This window comes from Mycobacterium shimoidei, assembly GCF_900417275.1.
GTDB lineage: Bacteria > Actinomycetota > Actinomycetes > Mycobacteriales > Mycobacteriaceae > Mycobacterium > Mycobacterium shimoidei.
Genome location: NZ_UEGW01000001.1, coordinates 694718 through 710237, shown reverse-complemented (window position 1 = coordinate 710237; position 15520 = coordinate 694718). Strand labels below are relative to the sequence as shown.

Below are 15520 nucleotides of genomic sequence, written 5' to 3'. Positions count from 1 at the left end.
GAGTGCAACTGGCGACGGTCTGACTCGGGAAACGTGTCGGTAGCTGCACTCTCGCGATAGATGGTGCCACGCAATCGGATTCGGTCAGCGATTCAGTAGTGTCGGCCAATGGACATTTCATGTGCGTTCGCAACCTCATCCGACACGCCCGGGCATGTGGAGTTGGCTGAATCCCTCGGTTACCAGCGGGCCTGGCTCTACGATTCGCCCGCTCTCTATCCGGATGTGTGGATGGTTCTCAGCCGGTGCGCGGAGCGCACGTCGCGGATCGGCCTGGGACCCGGTGTGCTGGTGCCCAGCCTGCGCCATCCGATGGTGAACGCCGCCGCCATCGCCGAGCTGGTCGGTCAGGCACCTGGCCGGGTCGCGGTGGCGATCGGTTCGGGCTTCACCGGCCGGTTCGCGCTCGGCCAGCGGCCCATGGCGTGGCGGCGGGTCGCCGAGTACGTCCGCTGCTTGCGGGCTCTGCTCGCCGGCGACACCGCGCAATGGGAGGGCGCCGTGATCCGCATGCTGCACTTGCCGGGCTTCGGCGCGAAGCCGCCGATCGATGTGCCGATCCTGATCGGCGCCGACGGCCCAAAGGGTTTGGCCGTCGCGGGCGAGCTCGGCGACGGCGTGTTCTCCGCGGTCGTGCCGCAGCCCGACGCGGTGAAGGCAGCCGACTGGCGGGCGTTGTTGGCGTTCGGCACCGTGCTCGACGAAGGAGAGGAGCTGACCTCCGCGCGTGTCGCCGATGCCGCGGGGCCCGCGGCGGTGGTGCTGTATCACGCGATGTACGAACGCGGCGGCGCTGACGCGGTCGATGCCCTACCGGGTGGGCGGGCATGGCGCGAGGCGATCGAAACCTGTCCGGATAACGAGCGGCATCTAGCCATCCACGCCGGACATCTGGTGAAGGCCAACCCGCGCGATGAGCCGCACGTCGCCGAGCTCATACCGTTGGCCAGTTCGACGGCGCTGACCGGCACTCCCGAGCAAGTCGGCGAGAAGATCGGGCGACTGGCCGCGGCCGGCGTCACCGAGGTCGTCTACCAGCCGGCCGGCTCCGACATCGCGCGTGAGTTGCGCACTTTCGCGTCCGCTGCCGGTCTTTCGGGCTAGTCGGCTGCCGCACCCGACATCGCCTCTGCGGCGCGGTGTACGGCGTTGACGATGCCCTGATAACCGGTGCATCGGCAGAAGTTGCCGGACAGCCCTTCACGGATCTCAGCGTCGGTGGGTGTCGGGTTGTCACGCAGCAAGGCGGTGATCGACATGACGAAACCCGGTGTGCAGAACCCGCATTGCAGCCCGTGGCATTCGCGCAGCGCAGACTGCACCGGCGAGAGTTGACCGTCGGGGGAGGCCACGCCTTCGACCGTCGACACTTCCATGCCGTCGGCCTGCACGGCGAAGATCAGGCACGAGCGTATCGCCTGGCCGTCCAGCAGCACCGTGCAGGCGCCGCATGCGCCGTGCTCACAACCCAGGTGCGTGCCGGTCAGGCCGCAACGCTCGCGCAGGAAATCGGCCAGCGTCATGCGCGGTTCGACGTGTGCTTCGGTGTCGTGACCGTTGACGGACAGCCGAACCAGTTGTTCATGCATTGAGTGCCTCCGTGCTGGCCTGGGTCCACGCTCGTGCCACCATCGCGGCGCCAACCTTGCGCCGGTATTCGGCCGAGCCCTGCAGGTCGGTCGGAACGTCGTCGAGTCCGCTCATGGCGAGTTCGCCGACGTCCGTGGGGGTCAGCTCGCGCGCCGGTGTACCGACAACGGCGCGCTCGGCCGCCGATGCCCGCAACGGTGTTGAGCCCAGCCCCAGCAGCCCGATCGCGCAGCGAGACACCCGGTCCTCGTCGTCGACCTGCACGGCCAGCACTGCACCGGCGATCGCGAAATCGCCATGGCGCCTTGCTAGTTCGTGCACCGAATAGCCGCAGCGGCCAGTCCACACCGGAAACCGGACCGTCGTCAGCATTTCGTCGGACGCCAGCGAGGTCTGCCACAGCCCGGTGAAGAACTCCGCGGCGGGGATCTGGCGCCGCCCGCGCGGCGACAGCGCGTCCATCTGCGCATCCAGCGCCAGCGCGACTGCGGCGTACTCCGCGGCCGGATCCGCATGTGCGATGGCGCCGCCGAGCGTTCCCCGGGCGCGGATCTGAAAGTGCCCGATGTACGGGGTGGCCAGCGTCAGCAGCGGTACCGAGTCCGCCACCTCGTCGTCCATGCCGACGAAGGCGTGTGGGGTCGCGGCGCCGATCCGCACTTGGCCGTCGTCGAGTTCGATGTTGCGCAACTCGTCGAGCCGCGAGATGTCGATCAGATTCTCGAAGTGGGTGAGCCGCATCGCCAGTAACGGGATCAGGCTTTGCCCACCGGCGAGGATCTTGGCGTCATCGCCGTACTCGCCGAGTAGTTTGACCGCCTGTTCGACCGTGTCGGGGCGGTGATAGGCGAACGGCGCGGCTTTCATCGGCGTCGGCCCAGCGCGAATCCGACGATGACGCCGAGGGCTATCCCGGCCAACACCGGCGCCGCGCGCTTGGCTAGCGGAAGTGCGGCCACCTTGAGCAGGTTGACCGAGTCGGTATCGGCTGGCTGTACGGGAGTGGTTGCCGCAGCAGAGGTTTCCGCCGAGCCGAGCAGGTCGGCCTCGAGGCGCTTGGCAAACTGGTCGATCAGGTTGGTGGCAACGTCGGCCAGCACGCCGCGGCCGAACTGGGCGGCCTTACCGGAGATGGTCAGGTCGGTAGTGATCGCCACTTTGGTATTGCCGCCCTGGTCTTCGAGTTGGGCGGTCACCACCGCGGCGGCGTTACCGCTGCCGCGGGTTTCCTTGCCGTCGGCCTTGAGCACCACCCGCTGCTTGTCGGCGTCTTTTTCCAAGAAAGACGCTATCCCCTTGTAGGACACCGTGATCGGCCCGACTTTGACCTTGACAGCACCGGTGAACTCGTCGCCGTCGACGCTGAGCAGGGTGGCCCCGGGCAGGCACGGGGCCACGCGCTCGACGTCGGTGAGCACCTCCCAAGTCTTAGCGGGGGGCACCGCGACACGAAACTCGTTGTTGAACTCCACGTTTTCGAGTGTCCTTACTGTTGAGCCTGTTCGAGCAGCGACATGATCGACGCGGGACTGGCCGGCAGCCGGGTGAGCGTGACACCCAGCGGTGCCAGGGCGTCGTTGATCGCGTTGATCACCGCCGGCGCCGATCCGATGGCCCCGCCTTCGCCGACACCCTTGTAGCCACCGACGCCGGGACCGGGAATCTCGACGTGGCCGAATTCGATGGGCGGCACTTCGGTGGCCGTCGGCAACAGGTAGTCGACGAACGTCGACGACAGCGGGTTGCCGTCGTCGTCGTAGACCAGGTTCTCCATCAGCGCGCCGCCGATGCCCTGCACGGTGCCGCCGGCGATCTGACCTTCCACCACGTTCGGATTGATCATCGGGCCGACGTCCTCACTGACGATGTAGCGCGTCAGCCGAACCTGCCCGGTTTCGATGTCGACTTCACACGTGCAGGCGTGGGTGGCGTTTGCCCAGTGGATCGGCGCCTGGGAGGTAAAGCGTGCGGTGGCCTCCAGCGTCGCTGATGTGCCCGGCGGCAGTTGCTGCGGCTCGTAGTACGTCCGGTAGGCCAGGTCGGCGAAGCTGACACTCTTTTCGCCGGCGCTGGCCCGCGAATTCGCCAGTTCCACCTCGGATTCGGCGACCCCGAGGTAGTGCGCCGCGATCGCCACGATCTGCTTGCGTAACATCGCGCCGGCCTCGTTGACCGCCCCGGCCGTCATCGGGGCGCTGCGGCTGCCTTGGGTGCCCGCGCCGTACGGGGTGACCGCGGTGTCGCCCTGGATGGTGGCGACGTCGTCGATGGCGGCGCCCAGCGCGTCGGCGGTCAACTGCACGACGGTGGTCTCGATGCTGTTGCCCGTCGAACCGCCGTTGACGTAGACGTTGATCTTGCCGGTCGGTTCCATCCGGATCGTCGCGCCCTCGGTGGCCAGGTGGCCGGTGGCCGCGCCGGTCGGCTCGATGTAGGCCGAAAAGCCGAGCCCGATATAGCGTCCCTGTGCCAGCGCGTCGCGCTGCTCCTTGCGAAAGCCTTCGTGGTCAAGGATTTTCACGGCCTGCTCGAACGTCTCGTTCGGCGCCACGTGGTCATAGGGCATCCCGTTGGCATTGAAGTAGGGCATCTCGTCGCGGCGCAGCAGGTTTTTTCGGCGCAGTTCGACGGGATCCATTCCCAGCTTGCGCGCGGCGATGTCGAGCACGATCTCGCGGGCCAGCGTTTCGTACTGCCACGGGCCGCGGTAGGCCGCCAATCCGGCGGTGTTCGAGAACACCGTCTTGTAGTTGAAGCTGGCCTTGGGCACTCGGTACGGGCCGGGGAAGAACATCCCGATCGCCGCGGTGGTCAACACCGGGTACGGCGTCGGATAGGCCCCGACGTCCTGGATGAAGTCGATGTCGGCGGCCAGGATCGTGCCGTCGTCGTCGAAAGCCATTCTGGCCGTGCCGTTTACATGCCGTGCCTGCCCGGCCGACATCAGGTTCTCACGGCGGTCCTCGATCCACTTCAGCGCGGCCGGCACCTTGCGGGCGGCAAGCAGGATGCACATGTCCTCGCGCATCGGCACCACCTTCTGGCCGAAGCCGCCACCGGTGTCGCGCATGATGACCCGGACACGCTGCGCTGGAATTCCCAGCAGCCGCGCGGCGAACGCACGTAGCTCATGCGGTGTCTGGGTGGACGCCCAGATCGTGAGTTCATCTGCGGCGGAGGACCATTCGACGACGATGCCGCGGGTTTCGATCGGCACCGGCAGGTAGATCTGCTGGGAGATGTTCTCTGCGACCACGCACGCTGCTGACGCAAACGTCTCCTCGTCCGGCGGAGCGCCCGCCATACCGCCGGCGACGTTGTCGGGATAGGCGTCGTGCACGACCACGTCGGAGCCCACCGACTTGGTGAAGTCGGCCACCGCCGGCAACGGCTGATAGTCGACCTCGACCAGCTCGACCGCGTCCTCGGCGATGTAGCGGCTGTCGGCCACCACCAGGGCGACCGGGTCGCCGACGAATTTGACCTCACCCTCGGCCAGCGGCGGGCGCGGGGTGTCCGGCACGTCCTTGCCGGCCACCGCGTGCCAGGCCTCTTGCACGTCGGGGTTCAGGTCCGCGGCGACGAACACCGCGCGCACCCCGGCCAGGCCGAGCGCGGCGGAGGTGTCGATGCCGTTGATGCGGGCCCGGGCGAACGGACTACGCACAAAACAGCCATGCAGCATCCCGGGCCGTACGACGTCGTCGACGAATGTGCCCCGGCCGGTGAGCAGCCGGGTGTCTTCCACCCGCTGGACCCGGGTCCCAGCGTAACGCGGTGCGACGGTCGCTCGGGCCAGGTCAGCCATGCTTTCGCTCCATCTCGAACCAGCACGGTTATCGCGATATGAGAAGTGCAATGCCATCATATGAGAGTGCGGTTATCACCGTCGACAGGCCCACGATGCGTGACGTCCTGGCTGAGCTGACCGAGATCTGGCGCACCGGACCCACCGCTGGTCTGGCCACCGCGGTCCGCACCATTGCGTCCTCGCCGCGGCCGCCGGGCGCGGCGATGATCATCGCCCGCTCCTGGGGCGGCGGTTGCCATCCGTTGACCGAACTCGACGGGCGCATTCACCACGACAGGACACCGGGGTGACAACCGTCGGGGTGCTTCTTGCCGCCGGGGCCGGACGGCGATACGGGAAGCCGAAGGTACTCGTCGACGGCTGGCTGGGCATCGCGCTGCAGGCGCTGCGCGACGGCGGGTGCGACGACATCGTGCTGGTGTTCGGGGCCGCCGACGTTGCGGCCCCGCCCGGCGTCGTCGTGGTCACCGCCGGCGACTGGGACACCGGGTTGAGCGCGTCGGTGCGCGCGGGGCTGGCCCGGGCCGAGCGGATGCAAGCCGACTACGCGGTGCTGCACGTCATCGACACCCCCGACGTCGGTGCAGCCGTCGTCAGCCGGGTCATCAAGTGCGCGTTGGTATCTCGCAGCGGGCTGGCCCGCGCCTATTTCGGTGACCGGCCGGGTCATCCCGTCGTTGTGGCCCGGCGGCACTGGCCCGAGGTGTTGGCCAACATCAGCGGCGATCATGGTGCGGGCGCCTACCTGCGCAGCCGCGACGACGTCGAGCACGTCGAGTGCAGTGACCTGGCCACCGGCCGCGACATCGACGAGAGCGTGTGAGTTAGCGGTACGGTACTGGACAGTACTGTACGGATGGCTTTAGGGTGAGCCTCGTGTCTTGCTCACCGTGGTCGCCCCGGGAAGCCGAGTTGCTATCGGTGACGCTGCAGCTGCTGCAGGAACACGGGTATGACCGGCTGACGGTGGACGCCGTCGCGGCCACCGCCCGGGCCAGCAAGGCCACCGTGTACCGGCGCTGGCCGTCGAAAGCCGAACTGGTGTTGGCGGCGTTCATGGAAAGTGTCCGGCAGGCCGCGGTTCCGCCCGAAACCGGCACCTTGCGAGGCGATCTGCTGCGCTTGGGAGAAACGGTGTGCCAGGAGGCGCGCGAGCGTGCCAGCACCATTCGCGCGATTCTGGTGGAAGTGTCGCGCAACCCCGCGCTCAACGAGGTTCTGCAGAAACAGTTCATCAAGCAGCGAAAAGCATTGATCGACCACGTCTTAGCGCAGGCCGTCGATCGCGGTGAGATCGAGGAAGCCGCCATCAACGACGACCTGTGGGACCTGCTGCCCGGCTATCTCATCTTCCGGACCATCATGCCCACCCGGCCGCCCACTCGTCGCACTGTGCAGGGGCTCGTCGACGACGTCCTGCTACCCAGTCTGACCCGGAAGGTGAGCTGTCGAAAGGCCGGCGGGTGAAGCGGTTTTCGCTTACTCGTCTGCTGGGGCGCTGGTGGATAGTGGTGGTGACCGTCGCGGTGGTGGCGCTGGCGGGGTTCGCCGTTTTTCGGTTACACGGCATCTTCGGGTCGAACAACGACACGTCCACGCCAACCGGCGTGCTGAATGACAGCGTTCCGTTCAATCCCAAACGGGTGGTCTACGAGGTCTTCGGCGATCCGGGGTCGGTGGCAACCATCAACTACCAAGACATCCATGCGGCGCCGCAACGGGTGGACCACGCGCCGCTGCCGTGGAAGTACGAGGCCATCACCACAGACCCCGCCGTCATCGCCAACCTGACCGCGCAAGGCAACAGCAGCACACTTGGCTGCCGCATCATCATCAACGACGAGGTCAAGGACGAGAGGACGGTCAACGCAGTGAACGCCTACACCTTCTGCCTCGACAAATCCGGATGAGCACCCACCACGCCCCGCGAAACCGCTTGCCGCACACCATCCGCCGGCTCGCGGTGCCGATCATTCTGTTCTGGCTCGGCGTAACCGTCGTCACAAATGTCGCGGTGCCACGACTCGAGGCCGTCGCCCAGGCGCATCAGGTCGGCATGAGTTCGCCGAGCGCGCCGAGTTTTCAGGCGATGAAACACATCGGCAAGGTGTTTCAACAGTTTGACTCTGACAGCGCTGCGATGATCGTGCTGGAGGGCGACAAGCCGCTTGGCGACGATGCCCACCGGTTCTACGACACCCTGATCCGCAAGCTCCAGCAGGACAAGAAACACGTCGAGCACATCCAGGATTTCTGGGGCGATCCGCTGACGGCATCGGCTTCCCAGAGCAACGACGGCAAGGCCGCGTTGGTTCAGGTTTACCTTGCCGGTAACCAAGGCGACGCGTTAGCGGGCGAGTCCGTCGACGCGGTCCGCGACATCGTCGACCACACGCCGGCGCCGACGGGGGTCAAGGCGTATGTCACCGGCGCCGCGCCGCTGATCACCGACCAGTTCGAGGTGGGCAACAAGGGAATCCTCAAGGTCACGCTCATCACCTTTTTGGTGATCGTGATCATGTTGGCCTGGGTCTACCGTTCCGCCATCACCACGCTGGCGGTGCTCATCACGGTTCTTGTCGAGATGGCTGCGGCCCGCGGAGTTGTGGCCGTTCTGGGCAACCTGGATTTGATCGAGCTGTCGACCTTCTCGGTCAATATCTTGACATTGCTGACGATCGCCGCCGGGACAGACTACGCGATATTCGTCCTCGGCCGGTATCACGAGGCACGGGCAGCTGGCGAAGACCGAAACACGGCCTTTGACACCATGTTTCACGGCACCGCGCATGTCGTCTTGGGCTCGGGCCTGACCATCGCCGGGGCGGTATTTTGCCTGAGGTTCGCCCGCCAACCGTACTTCGAATCGATGGGCATTCCGGCCGCGGTGGGAATGCTGGTGTCGGTGCTGACTGCGCTGACTTTGGCGCCGGCCGTGCTTGCGGTGGGTAGTCGCTTCGGTTTGCTCGAGCCAAAAGTCACGATGCGCACGCGGGGATGGCGACGCATCGGCACCGCCATCGTGCGGTGGCCGGCGCCGATTCTTGCCGTGACGATGGCAGTCGCGCTGATCGGTTTGCTTGCCCTGCCCGGATACAAGACCAGTTACGACTCCAAGCCCTACTTACCGGCGGCCACCCCCGCCAAGGTTGGATACGCTGCCGCCGAGCGCCACTTTTCGCAAGCCCGGCTGAATCCCGAGCTGCTGATGATCGAGGCGGACCATGACCTGCGCGACCCCGCCGACATGCTGGTCTTGGAGCGGGTGGCCAAAAACGTCTTCCACACCCCCGGCATCGCGAAGGTGCAGGGGATCACGCGACCGTTGGGGACGCCGCTCGACCACAGCTCGATACCGTTTCAGCTGAGCCAGCAAAGCGTTGGTCAGGTCATGAATCTGCAGTACCAGAAAGACCGCGCATCGGACCTGCTCAAGCAGGCGGATGAGCTAAGAAAGACAGTGGGGATTCTGCAGCAGCAATATGCGCTCCAACAACAAAGTGCCGCAGCGACACACGACCAGACCCAAAGCTTCCACGACACGATCGCCGTCATCAACGACCTGCGAGACAAGATCGGGAACTTCGACGACTTCTTCCGGCCGATTCGCAGCTACTTTTACTGGGAGAAGCACTGCTACGACATCCCGGTCTGCTTTGCGCTCAGGTCTGTCTGGGATGCCATCGACGGCATCGACGAACTCACCGACCAGTTTCAGGCCATCACCGCGTCGTTGGACAAGCTGGATGCACTCCAGCCGCAACTGGTTTCGCTGATCCCACCGCAGATCGAAAGCCAGATGACAAATCTGGCGTTGACGCTCACCAACTACGCGACCAACTCCGGGATCAACAACCAGGCGGCATACGCCAACGACAACCCGGCTGCGATGGGGCAAGCCTTCGACAAGGCCAAGATAGACGACACCTTCTACCTGCCGCCGGAGGTCTTCTCCAACCCCGACTTCAAGCGCGGCGTGAAACTCTTTATGTCGCCGGACGGCAAGGCCGCGCAAATGATCATCACCCACGAAGGTGATCCCGCCACCCCCGAGGGCATCAAGCACGTCGACCTGATCAAGAACGCGGCAAAAGAGGCGGTAAAGGGAACTCTGCTGGAGGGCTCCCATATCTATCTCGCCGGAACGGCGGCGACGTACAAGGACATTCACGACTCGGTCAAGTACGACTTGATGATCGTCGGAATCGCCGCGCTGAGCCTGATTCTGCTCATCATGATGATCATCACCCGAAGCCTGGGCGCCGCGATCGTCATCGTCGGCACCGTGGCGCTGTCGTTGGGAGCCTCGTTCGGACTGTCCGTGCTGGTTTGGCAGGACATTCTCGGTATCCAGTTGTATTGGGTTGTGTTGGCGCTGGCCGTCATTCTGCTGCTGGCGGTCGGATCCGATTACAACCTGCTACTGATCTCCCGGTTCAAAGAGGAGATCCACGCCGGGTTGAAGACCGGCATCATTCGCGCGATGGCCGGCTCAGGTTCGGTGGTCACGTCCGCCGGCCTGGTGTTCGCCGCGACCATGTCGTCGTTTGCCTTCAGTGCGTTGGTGATTCTTGCCCAAGTGGGCACCACCATCGCGCTGGGGCTGTTGTTCGACACGCTGATCGTGCGATCGTTCATGACGCCGACGATCGCGACCCTGCTCGGACGCTGGTTCTGGTGGCCGCTGCGGGTGCGCCCGCGTCCGGCCAGTCAGATGCTGCAGCCCTACGGATCACGTCCGGCGGTTCGCCAACTGCTGCTCTGGGACGACCCCGAAGACGAGGCCGTCGCGGTGGGTTCCCGCTGAACCGAGTGTGAATCCACGGCGCCGAAGTCGGAGCCAAGGATTCACTCTCGGTGGCCGGCCGTATCCGCGGTCAGCGCCTGCACCGCGGGGCCGAACATGGTGTGCTTGATGGCCCCCAACGTGCCGGGATCCTTGCCGGCGAGCGGACGCATCAGGTCCACCGCGGCGGCCGTCACGGCACCCTCGGGTGCCGTCGCGTCGACCAGGCCGTGACTTTCGGCATCGCCGCCGCCGAAACGCCGGCCCGTCGTCATCGAGGCGACCGCGGCCTGCGGGGTCAGTTTGGACTGGATCAGTGCGGCCATGCCGGGAGTGAACGGGATGCGGATGTCGGCTTCGGGGAAGCAGAAGTAGCCGCGGTCGGTACGCATCACCCGAAAGTCGTGCGCCAGCGCCAACATTGCGCCGGCACCGAACGCGTGGCCGACGATCGCGGCCACCGTGGGAACGGGCAACGTCAGCACTCGGGCCAACATGGCTTGCACCCGTCCGACATACCACTGCGTCTGGTCACCATGTGCCGCCAGCCAATCCAGGTCGAGGCCGTTGGTGTAGAACTTGCCGCCGGCGGTGGTCACCAAGCCTTGCGCACCGTTGACGACCTCGTCGAGGTGGGCATCCATCTCGTCGAGAAAGCTTGGTGAGAAGCGGTTTTCATCGTCACCGAGTTCGAGAATTGCGATCTTCTCCTCATAACGCAGGCTAATGGCCATGATTCTTTCCCTTTCCGAGAGGTGGTGGTCCGACCGCCAAGACCGCTCGAACAGCGGCGCGCAGATGCTCGCGTGCTGTCGCGCTACCCAGGCGATCCCGGCGCAGCAGGATGGCGGTCGGCAAGTCGACGACGCAAGTGGTGATGACGTCAACGGCGCGGGCGTCTTTGCGCTCCCACAGTGCGGCTGCGAGTCGAATCAGCAACCCGACCAGCGATTGGTCCAGATCTTCTAGCTCGGCGGCGATCTCGTCGGGTAATTCCTCGCTGAGCAATTCTTCGCGACGCACGGTCAAGAGCAGTTTGGAAGAATTCGGATACTGCTCGGCGAACAGCACTGGCACCTCGGCCGCGGCCACTACCGCCTCGACGGCGGCCGGCGAGCCCGGGGTCGACAGCGCCTCATCGACAGATGTGGTTTGCACGGTGAGGAATCGACGTCCGGCACGCAGCCAGGCTTGCCCGATCAGGCCGGCGCGCGATCCGAACGTGTGGTAGACCGCGCCGTTGGAAACCCCGACGGCCGCACTGATCGCGCGGATCGTCACGGCGGCCGGGCCGGACGCCACGGCCAGTGACTCGACGGCGTCGAGCACCCGGTCCGGGTCGTACACGCGAGGGCGCGGCATCGCCCCACAATAACAGAGCGTCTGCTCTGTTACAAAGCCGGCTAGTCGCGGAATGCCAGCGCAGAGCCCGCTGTGGCAATGACCGCGGCGAGGCTGTAGCCGACGAGCGACAACCAGCCAGCGCGCAAATAGGCGGTGACGGTGACGATCGCGATCGCGAGAAAGACCAACACCACGCCGTACAGCGGCGGTGTCGCGGCATATCGGTTGCGGCTTATCGGCGTGCCCGCAAGTCGTTGGCCATCACCCGGTGCCGGACCAGATACCATCCCCCGATCAGGGCTGGGAGGCCCAACACCAGCGTCGCGATGATCCACGGGCCGCGCCGATGGTCGCAGATCATCAGTACCAGCACCGCCGCCAAAAACAGCAGCGTGGCGTAGCCGCTGTACGGGGCCCATGGCATCTGGAATCGCGGCCGCTGCATTGTTCCGGCCTTGGCCAGCTGGTAGAGCCGGATCTGCGACGCCACAATCGAGGCCCAGGCCGCGATGACGCCCAGCGCGGCGATGTTGAGCACGATTTCGAAGGCTTGCCCCGGTCGGACGGCATTGAGCACCACACCGAACAGGCCGATCATGCTGGTCAACAGGATTCCGCCGTAGGGCACACCATTTTTCGACATCCGCGCGGTGAACTTCGGTCCGCTGCCGTTGATTGCCAACGACCGCAGGATTCGGCCGGTGGAATACAGCCCCGCATTTAGACTGGAAAACGCTGCGGTCAGCACGACGACGTTCATAACGGTGCCGGCGCCGCCGAAGCCGATCTTGGTAAAGAACGTCACGAACGGGCTTTCATGTTCTTTGTATTCGGTATACGGCAACAGCAGCGCCAACAGTGCGACCGATCCGACGTAGAAGATCGCGATGCGGGCCACCACCGAATTGATGGCGCGCGGCATGACCTTTTCCGGCTCGGCTGTCTCCCCGGCCGCCGTGCCGACCAGTTCTACTGCGGCATAGGCGAATATAACGCCGGAGGTGACGAGTACCAGCGGTAGCAAACCGGCCGGGAAGAATCCGCCGTGGTTGGCCCACACACTCAATCCGGTGTCGTGGCCGTCGATCTGGAAGCGGCCGGCCAAGAAGATCGTGCCGACGACCAAGAACGTCATCAATGCCGCCACTTTGATCAGTGCGGCCCAGAATTCGAATTCACCGAAGAGCTTGACCGAGATCATGTTCACCGACACCACCGCCACCAACGCGATGAGCGCCAACGTCCACTGCGGGATGGCGTGAAACGCCGTCCAATAGTGGAAGTACTTGGCGATCGCGGTGGAGTCCACGATCCCGGTCATCGACCAGTTCAAGAAATACATCCAGCCGGCGACGAAAGCCGCCTTCTCGCCGTAGAACTCGCGGGTGTAGGACACGAACGAACCCGACGACGGGCGATGCAGGACCAGTTCGCCGAGTGCCCGCAAGATCAAGAACACGAAGCCGCCGCAGATCGCGTAGGCGAGGAACAGGCCGGGGCCGGCGGACTCCAGCCGCCCTCCGGCGCCCAGGAACAGCCCGGTCCCGATGGCACCGCCGATGGCGATCATCTGCAGCTGCCGGGGCTTGAGATCGTGGTGATACCCCGCGTCTTCTCGGGTGAGCGCCTCCCGGGCGGTGTCACGTGCCGCCGGAGTGGGCGCGTCGGGCAGCGGTGGCATCGCGTTCCTATCTTCGTGGCCGGGTGCATCGCCGCGACGCGGGCACCAACTGATGCAAAAGGGCTGGTGATCAGGGTATCCGACGGCTCCGGGCGGTGTCGTCGCCCCTCATTGTGGAGCGTGGGGACGAGCCTGTCGGCGGCGTCACGGTAGCGCCGAGTAGCCCGGGCCGCCGGTGGCCCGGGCTACTCGATGAACCTCAGAAACCGAGGAACGCCAGCGGATCCATGGCCGAAACCGCGGCCGCCAGGCCATCGAGACCCGCGAAGGCTTCACCCGGGTCGAGCGGGTTGGCCGCGTTGAAGCTGTCGAACAGCGCACTCAGGTCGATGTTGCCGAACGGCGTCACGAAGGTGTCGATGACCGTGCCGTCGGCCCCGGGGGTGGCGATGTAGATGTTCTCCCAGCCGTTGCCCAGGTTGAACACGTCGTAGACCGTTCCCACCGTCGGCAGGTTCGCGTCGGCTTCCCCGGTTGCCGAGGTGACAGTCGCGACGGTGAACTCGGTGTTGGCCAGGCCAAACAGGTTCGACACATTGTTCAGGTTGCTGGTGATGGTCGCGACCTCTGCCCCGCTGCTGTCGTAGACGGTGAAGTTCTGGGTATCGATGGGCAGACTCGAACCCAATAAGGAGACCGTGCCGCCGCCGATGTTCAGGAACGGCGCAGCACCAAGGAGCGAGTGGATCGGGTTGAAGCCTTCGGTCGCGGGGCTCGCGTTGGTGCTGGGGTCAAAAATGAAGCCGCCGAGGGCGAAGGCGTGGTCACCGAGGTCGGTGTCGTCGGCCAGCAGACCGGTGAAGGCCGCACCCGGATCGAGGGCATCGGCCGCGTTGATGCCGCCGAACAGTGCACTCAGGTCCATGTTGCCGAACGGCGTCACGAAGGTGTCGGTGACGGTGCCGCTGGTGTCTCCGATGGTCGGCGTCGCGACGTAGATGTTCTCCCAGCCGTTGCCCAGGTTGAACACGTCGTAGACCGTTCCGCCTACCGGCAGCGCCGCTGTCTCGTCAGCCGTGTTACCGGCTTCGGGGGTGACGGTGTCGACGGTGAACTGGGTGTTGGTCAGGCCAAAAAGACTCGTCACGTCCTCACCGGTGGTGATGCTACCGATCAGGGTGGCGCTCGATCCGGTGCCGGTGTAGACGTCGAAGGCTTGAGGAGCAAGGGACAAAAAGCCTGTGAGCGGGGACTCGCCGCCGGCGTCGCCGAAGATCGTGCCGCCGCCGAGGCTCAACAGCGGCGGCACACCGACGAGGGGGCTGACAGGGTCGAAGCCCTCGGACCCGGCGGCCGTCATCGGGTCGAAGGTGATGTTGCCGATGGTGAAGGCTTCATCGCCGATGACGCTGTCGCCCTGCAAACCGGCGAAGGCGTCGCCTGGCTGCAGCGGGTTCGCGGCATTGACGCCGGCAAACAGCGAGTCCAGGTTGACGTTGCCGAAGGGGGTCACCAGGGTGTCGGTGACGGTGCCGTCGGCACCCGGGGTGGCCGTATAGACGTTGTAGGTGCCGTTGCCGAGGTTGAGGACGTCGTAGACCGTTCCCACCGCCGGAAGCCCCGAGGCGTCCACACCGGAGACCGGCGTGACCTCGGTGACGGTGAACTCAGTGTTGGGCAGTCCCAACAGGTTCGCGGCGACGACCCCGGTATTGATGCTGCCGAGGCCGGTGGCGCTTGACCCGCTGCCGCTGTACACGTCGAAGCTCTGCGGAGCGGTGTTGAGGGACTGACCGAACAGGGTCACTATCCCGCCGCCCAGGGTCAACAGCGGCGGAGAAGTGTTGAGCGCGTCGACCGGATTGAATCCCTCGCCGTCATCCAATGTCATGGGATCGAAGGTGAAGCCGTCGATGGTGAAGGCGTCTTCACCGGGAGCGGCAGTGGCGACAGCCGCCTGCAGCAACGCGGCGGTCAGCATGCCCGTCCCGGTCACGGCGGCAACAGCGGCTGCGTAGATACGACGATTCATCGGGGCACCTCCCAAACTGTGCAGCCGACTAAGGAATTACCCACCCTACTTTCAAGTAACTTACGGGCCGTAAGTTACTCGGCTGCTCTGCGTTGTCAACCCGTTCACAGAAAATTTTTGGATTTTGCAATTGAAGGCATTGGCGGCGCAAAACGTTGGCACAGAAGAGCCCAACAAGTGCATCAGTCGGCCCGGGAACAAACCTGTCGGCGGTGCCGTTAGGATGAACGATAACTTGAGTGGATCAGGCTCAACCCTAGCTTGACACCGCTGCGGCGACGCAGGCAGTCTTGAGCCGGGTTCACTCAGCAGTGTAGTGCCCCACAAAGCTCGTCT

14 protein-coding genes and 1 pseudogene are annotated in these 15520 nt (G+C 65.2%); 6 read left to right on the top strand and 9 right to left on the bottom strand.

Going from position 1 to position 15520, the window contains the following annotated elements; all coding sequences use genetic code 11:
- The first annotated feature begins 108 nt into the window (after positions 1-108).
- Positions 109-1104, top strand: coding sequence for an LLM class flavin-dependent oxidoreductase (locus MSP7336_RS03515; protein WP_069396005.1), 996 nt, complete (start codon positions 109-111; stop codon positions 1102-1104).
- Here MSP7336_RS03515 and MSP7336_RS03510 read toward each other — a convergent pair.
- The 4 genes from MSP7336_RS03510 to MSP7336_RS03495 are packed head-to-tail and all read right to left on the bottom strand — an operon-like array spanning position 1101 to position 5398.
- Positions 1101-1589: a (2Fe-2S)-binding protein gene (locus MSP7336_RS03510; protein WP_069396004.1), complete on the bottom strand. Its 489-nt coding sequence runs from the start codon at positions 1587-1589 to the stop codon at positions 1101-1103. The two genes, MSP7336_RS03515 and MSP7336_RS03510, sit on opposite strands and share 4 nt — an antisense overlap.
- On the bottom strand, positions 1582-2457 hold the full coding sequence (locus MSP7336_RS03505; protein ID WP_113963055.1) for an FAD binding domain-containing protein: 876 nt from the start codon (positions 2455-2457) through the stop codon (positions 1582-1584). Before MSP7336_RS03505 ends, MSP7336_RS03510 begins: the two co-directional genes overlap by 8 nt.
- Positions 2454-3062 carry an SRPBCC family protein gene (locus MSP7336_RS03500; protein WP_113963054.1) on the bottom strand — a complete coding sequence of 203 codons (609 nt, stop codon included), beginning with the start codon at positions 3060-3062 and terminating at the stop codon, positions 2454-2456. The genes MSP7336_RS03505 and MSP7336_RS03500 overlap by 4 nt, the downstream gene beginning before the upstream one ends.
- A 14-nt stretch (positions 3063-3076) precedes the next feature.
- Positions 3077-5398, bottom strand: a complete 2322-nt coding sequence (locus MSP7336_RS03495; protein ID WP_113963053.1) for a xanthine dehydrogenase family protein molybdopterin-binding subunit — start codon at positions 5396-5398, stop codon at positions 3077-3079.
- Positions 5399-5493: 95 nt separating this feature from the next.
- Here MSP7336_RS03495 and MSP7336_RS03490 point away from each other — a divergent pair.
- From MSP7336_RS03490 to MSP7336_RS03470, 5 genes and pseudogenes are all read left to right on the top strand, one after another.
- Positions 5494-5637, top strand: a pseudogene (locus tag MSP7336_RS03490) (XdhC family protein); the annotation flags it as partial.
- Positions 5638-5687: 50 nt separating this feature from the next.
- Positions 5688-6224: a nucleotidyltransferase family protein gene (locus tag MSP7336_RS03485; RefSeq protein ID WP_113963052.1), complete on the top strand. Its 537-nt coding sequence runs from the start codon at positions 5688-5690 to the stop codon at positions 6222-6224.
- A gap of 44 nt (positions 6225-6268) precedes the next feature.
- Positions 6269-6868 carry a TetR/AcrR family transcriptional regulator gene (locus tag MSP7336_RS03480; RefSeq protein ID WP_113963051.1) on the top strand — a complete coding sequence of 200 codons (600 nt, stop codon included), beginning with the start codon at positions 6269-6271 and terminating at the stop codon, positions 6866-6868.
- Complete coding sequence (locus MSP7336_RS03475; RefSeq protein ID WP_181786528.1) at positions 6865-7311, top strand: MmpS family transport accessory protein; 447 nt, start codon at positions 6865-6867, stop codon at positions 7309-7311. The genes MSP7336_RS03480 and MSP7336_RS03475 overlap by 4 nt, the downstream gene beginning before the upstream one ends.
- The gene (locus MSP7336_RS03470; protein WP_113963050.1) at positions 7308-10208 is read left to right on the top strand and encodes an MMPL/RND family transporter; all 2901 of its coding nucleotides are present in this window, start codon (positions 7308-7310) and stop codon (positions 10206-10208) included. The genes MSP7336_RS03475 and MSP7336_RS03470 overlap by 4 nt, the downstream gene beginning before the upstream one ends.
- A 41-nt stretch (positions 10209-10249) precedes the next feature.
- Here MSP7336_RS03470 and MSP7336_RS03465 read toward each other — a convergent pair whose 3' ends face one another.
- The 5 genes from MSP7336_RS03465 to MSP7336_RS03445 form a co-directional block, all read right to left on the bottom strand.
- On the bottom strand, positions 10250-10921 hold the full coding sequence (locus MSP7336_RS03465) for an enoyl-CoA hydratase/isomerase family protein (protein WP_113963049.1): 672 nt from the start codon (positions 10919-10921) through the stop codon (positions 10250-10252).
- Positions 10911-11549, bottom strand: coding sequence for a TetR family transcriptional regulator (locus tag MSP7336_RS03460; RefSeq protein ID WP_113963048.1), 639 nt, complete (start codon positions 11547-11549; stop codon positions 10911-10913). The genes MSP7336_RS03465 and MSP7336_RS03460 overlap by 11 nt, the downstream gene beginning before the upstream one ends.
- 41 nt (positions 11550-11590) lie before the next feature.
- Positions 11591-11818, bottom strand: coding sequence for a hypothetical protein (locus MSP7336_RS24415; protein ID WP_113963047.1), 228 nt, complete (start codon positions 11816-11818; stop codon positions 11591-11593).
- On the bottom strand, positions 11764-13212 hold the full coding sequence (locus tag MSP7336_RS03450; protein WP_113963046.1) for an amino acid permease: 1449 nt from the start codon (positions 13210-13212) through the stop codon (positions 11764-11766). The genes MSP7336_RS24415 and MSP7336_RS03450 overlap by 55 nt, the downstream gene beginning before the upstream one ends.
- A gap of 199 nt (positions 13213-13411) precedes the next feature.
- Entirely contained in the window at positions 13412-15184 is a 1773-nt protein-coding gene (locus MSP7336_RS03445) for a hypothetical protein (RefSeq protein WP_113963045.1), read from the bottom strand.
- Between the last annotated feature and the right edge of the window lie 336 nt (positions 15185-15520).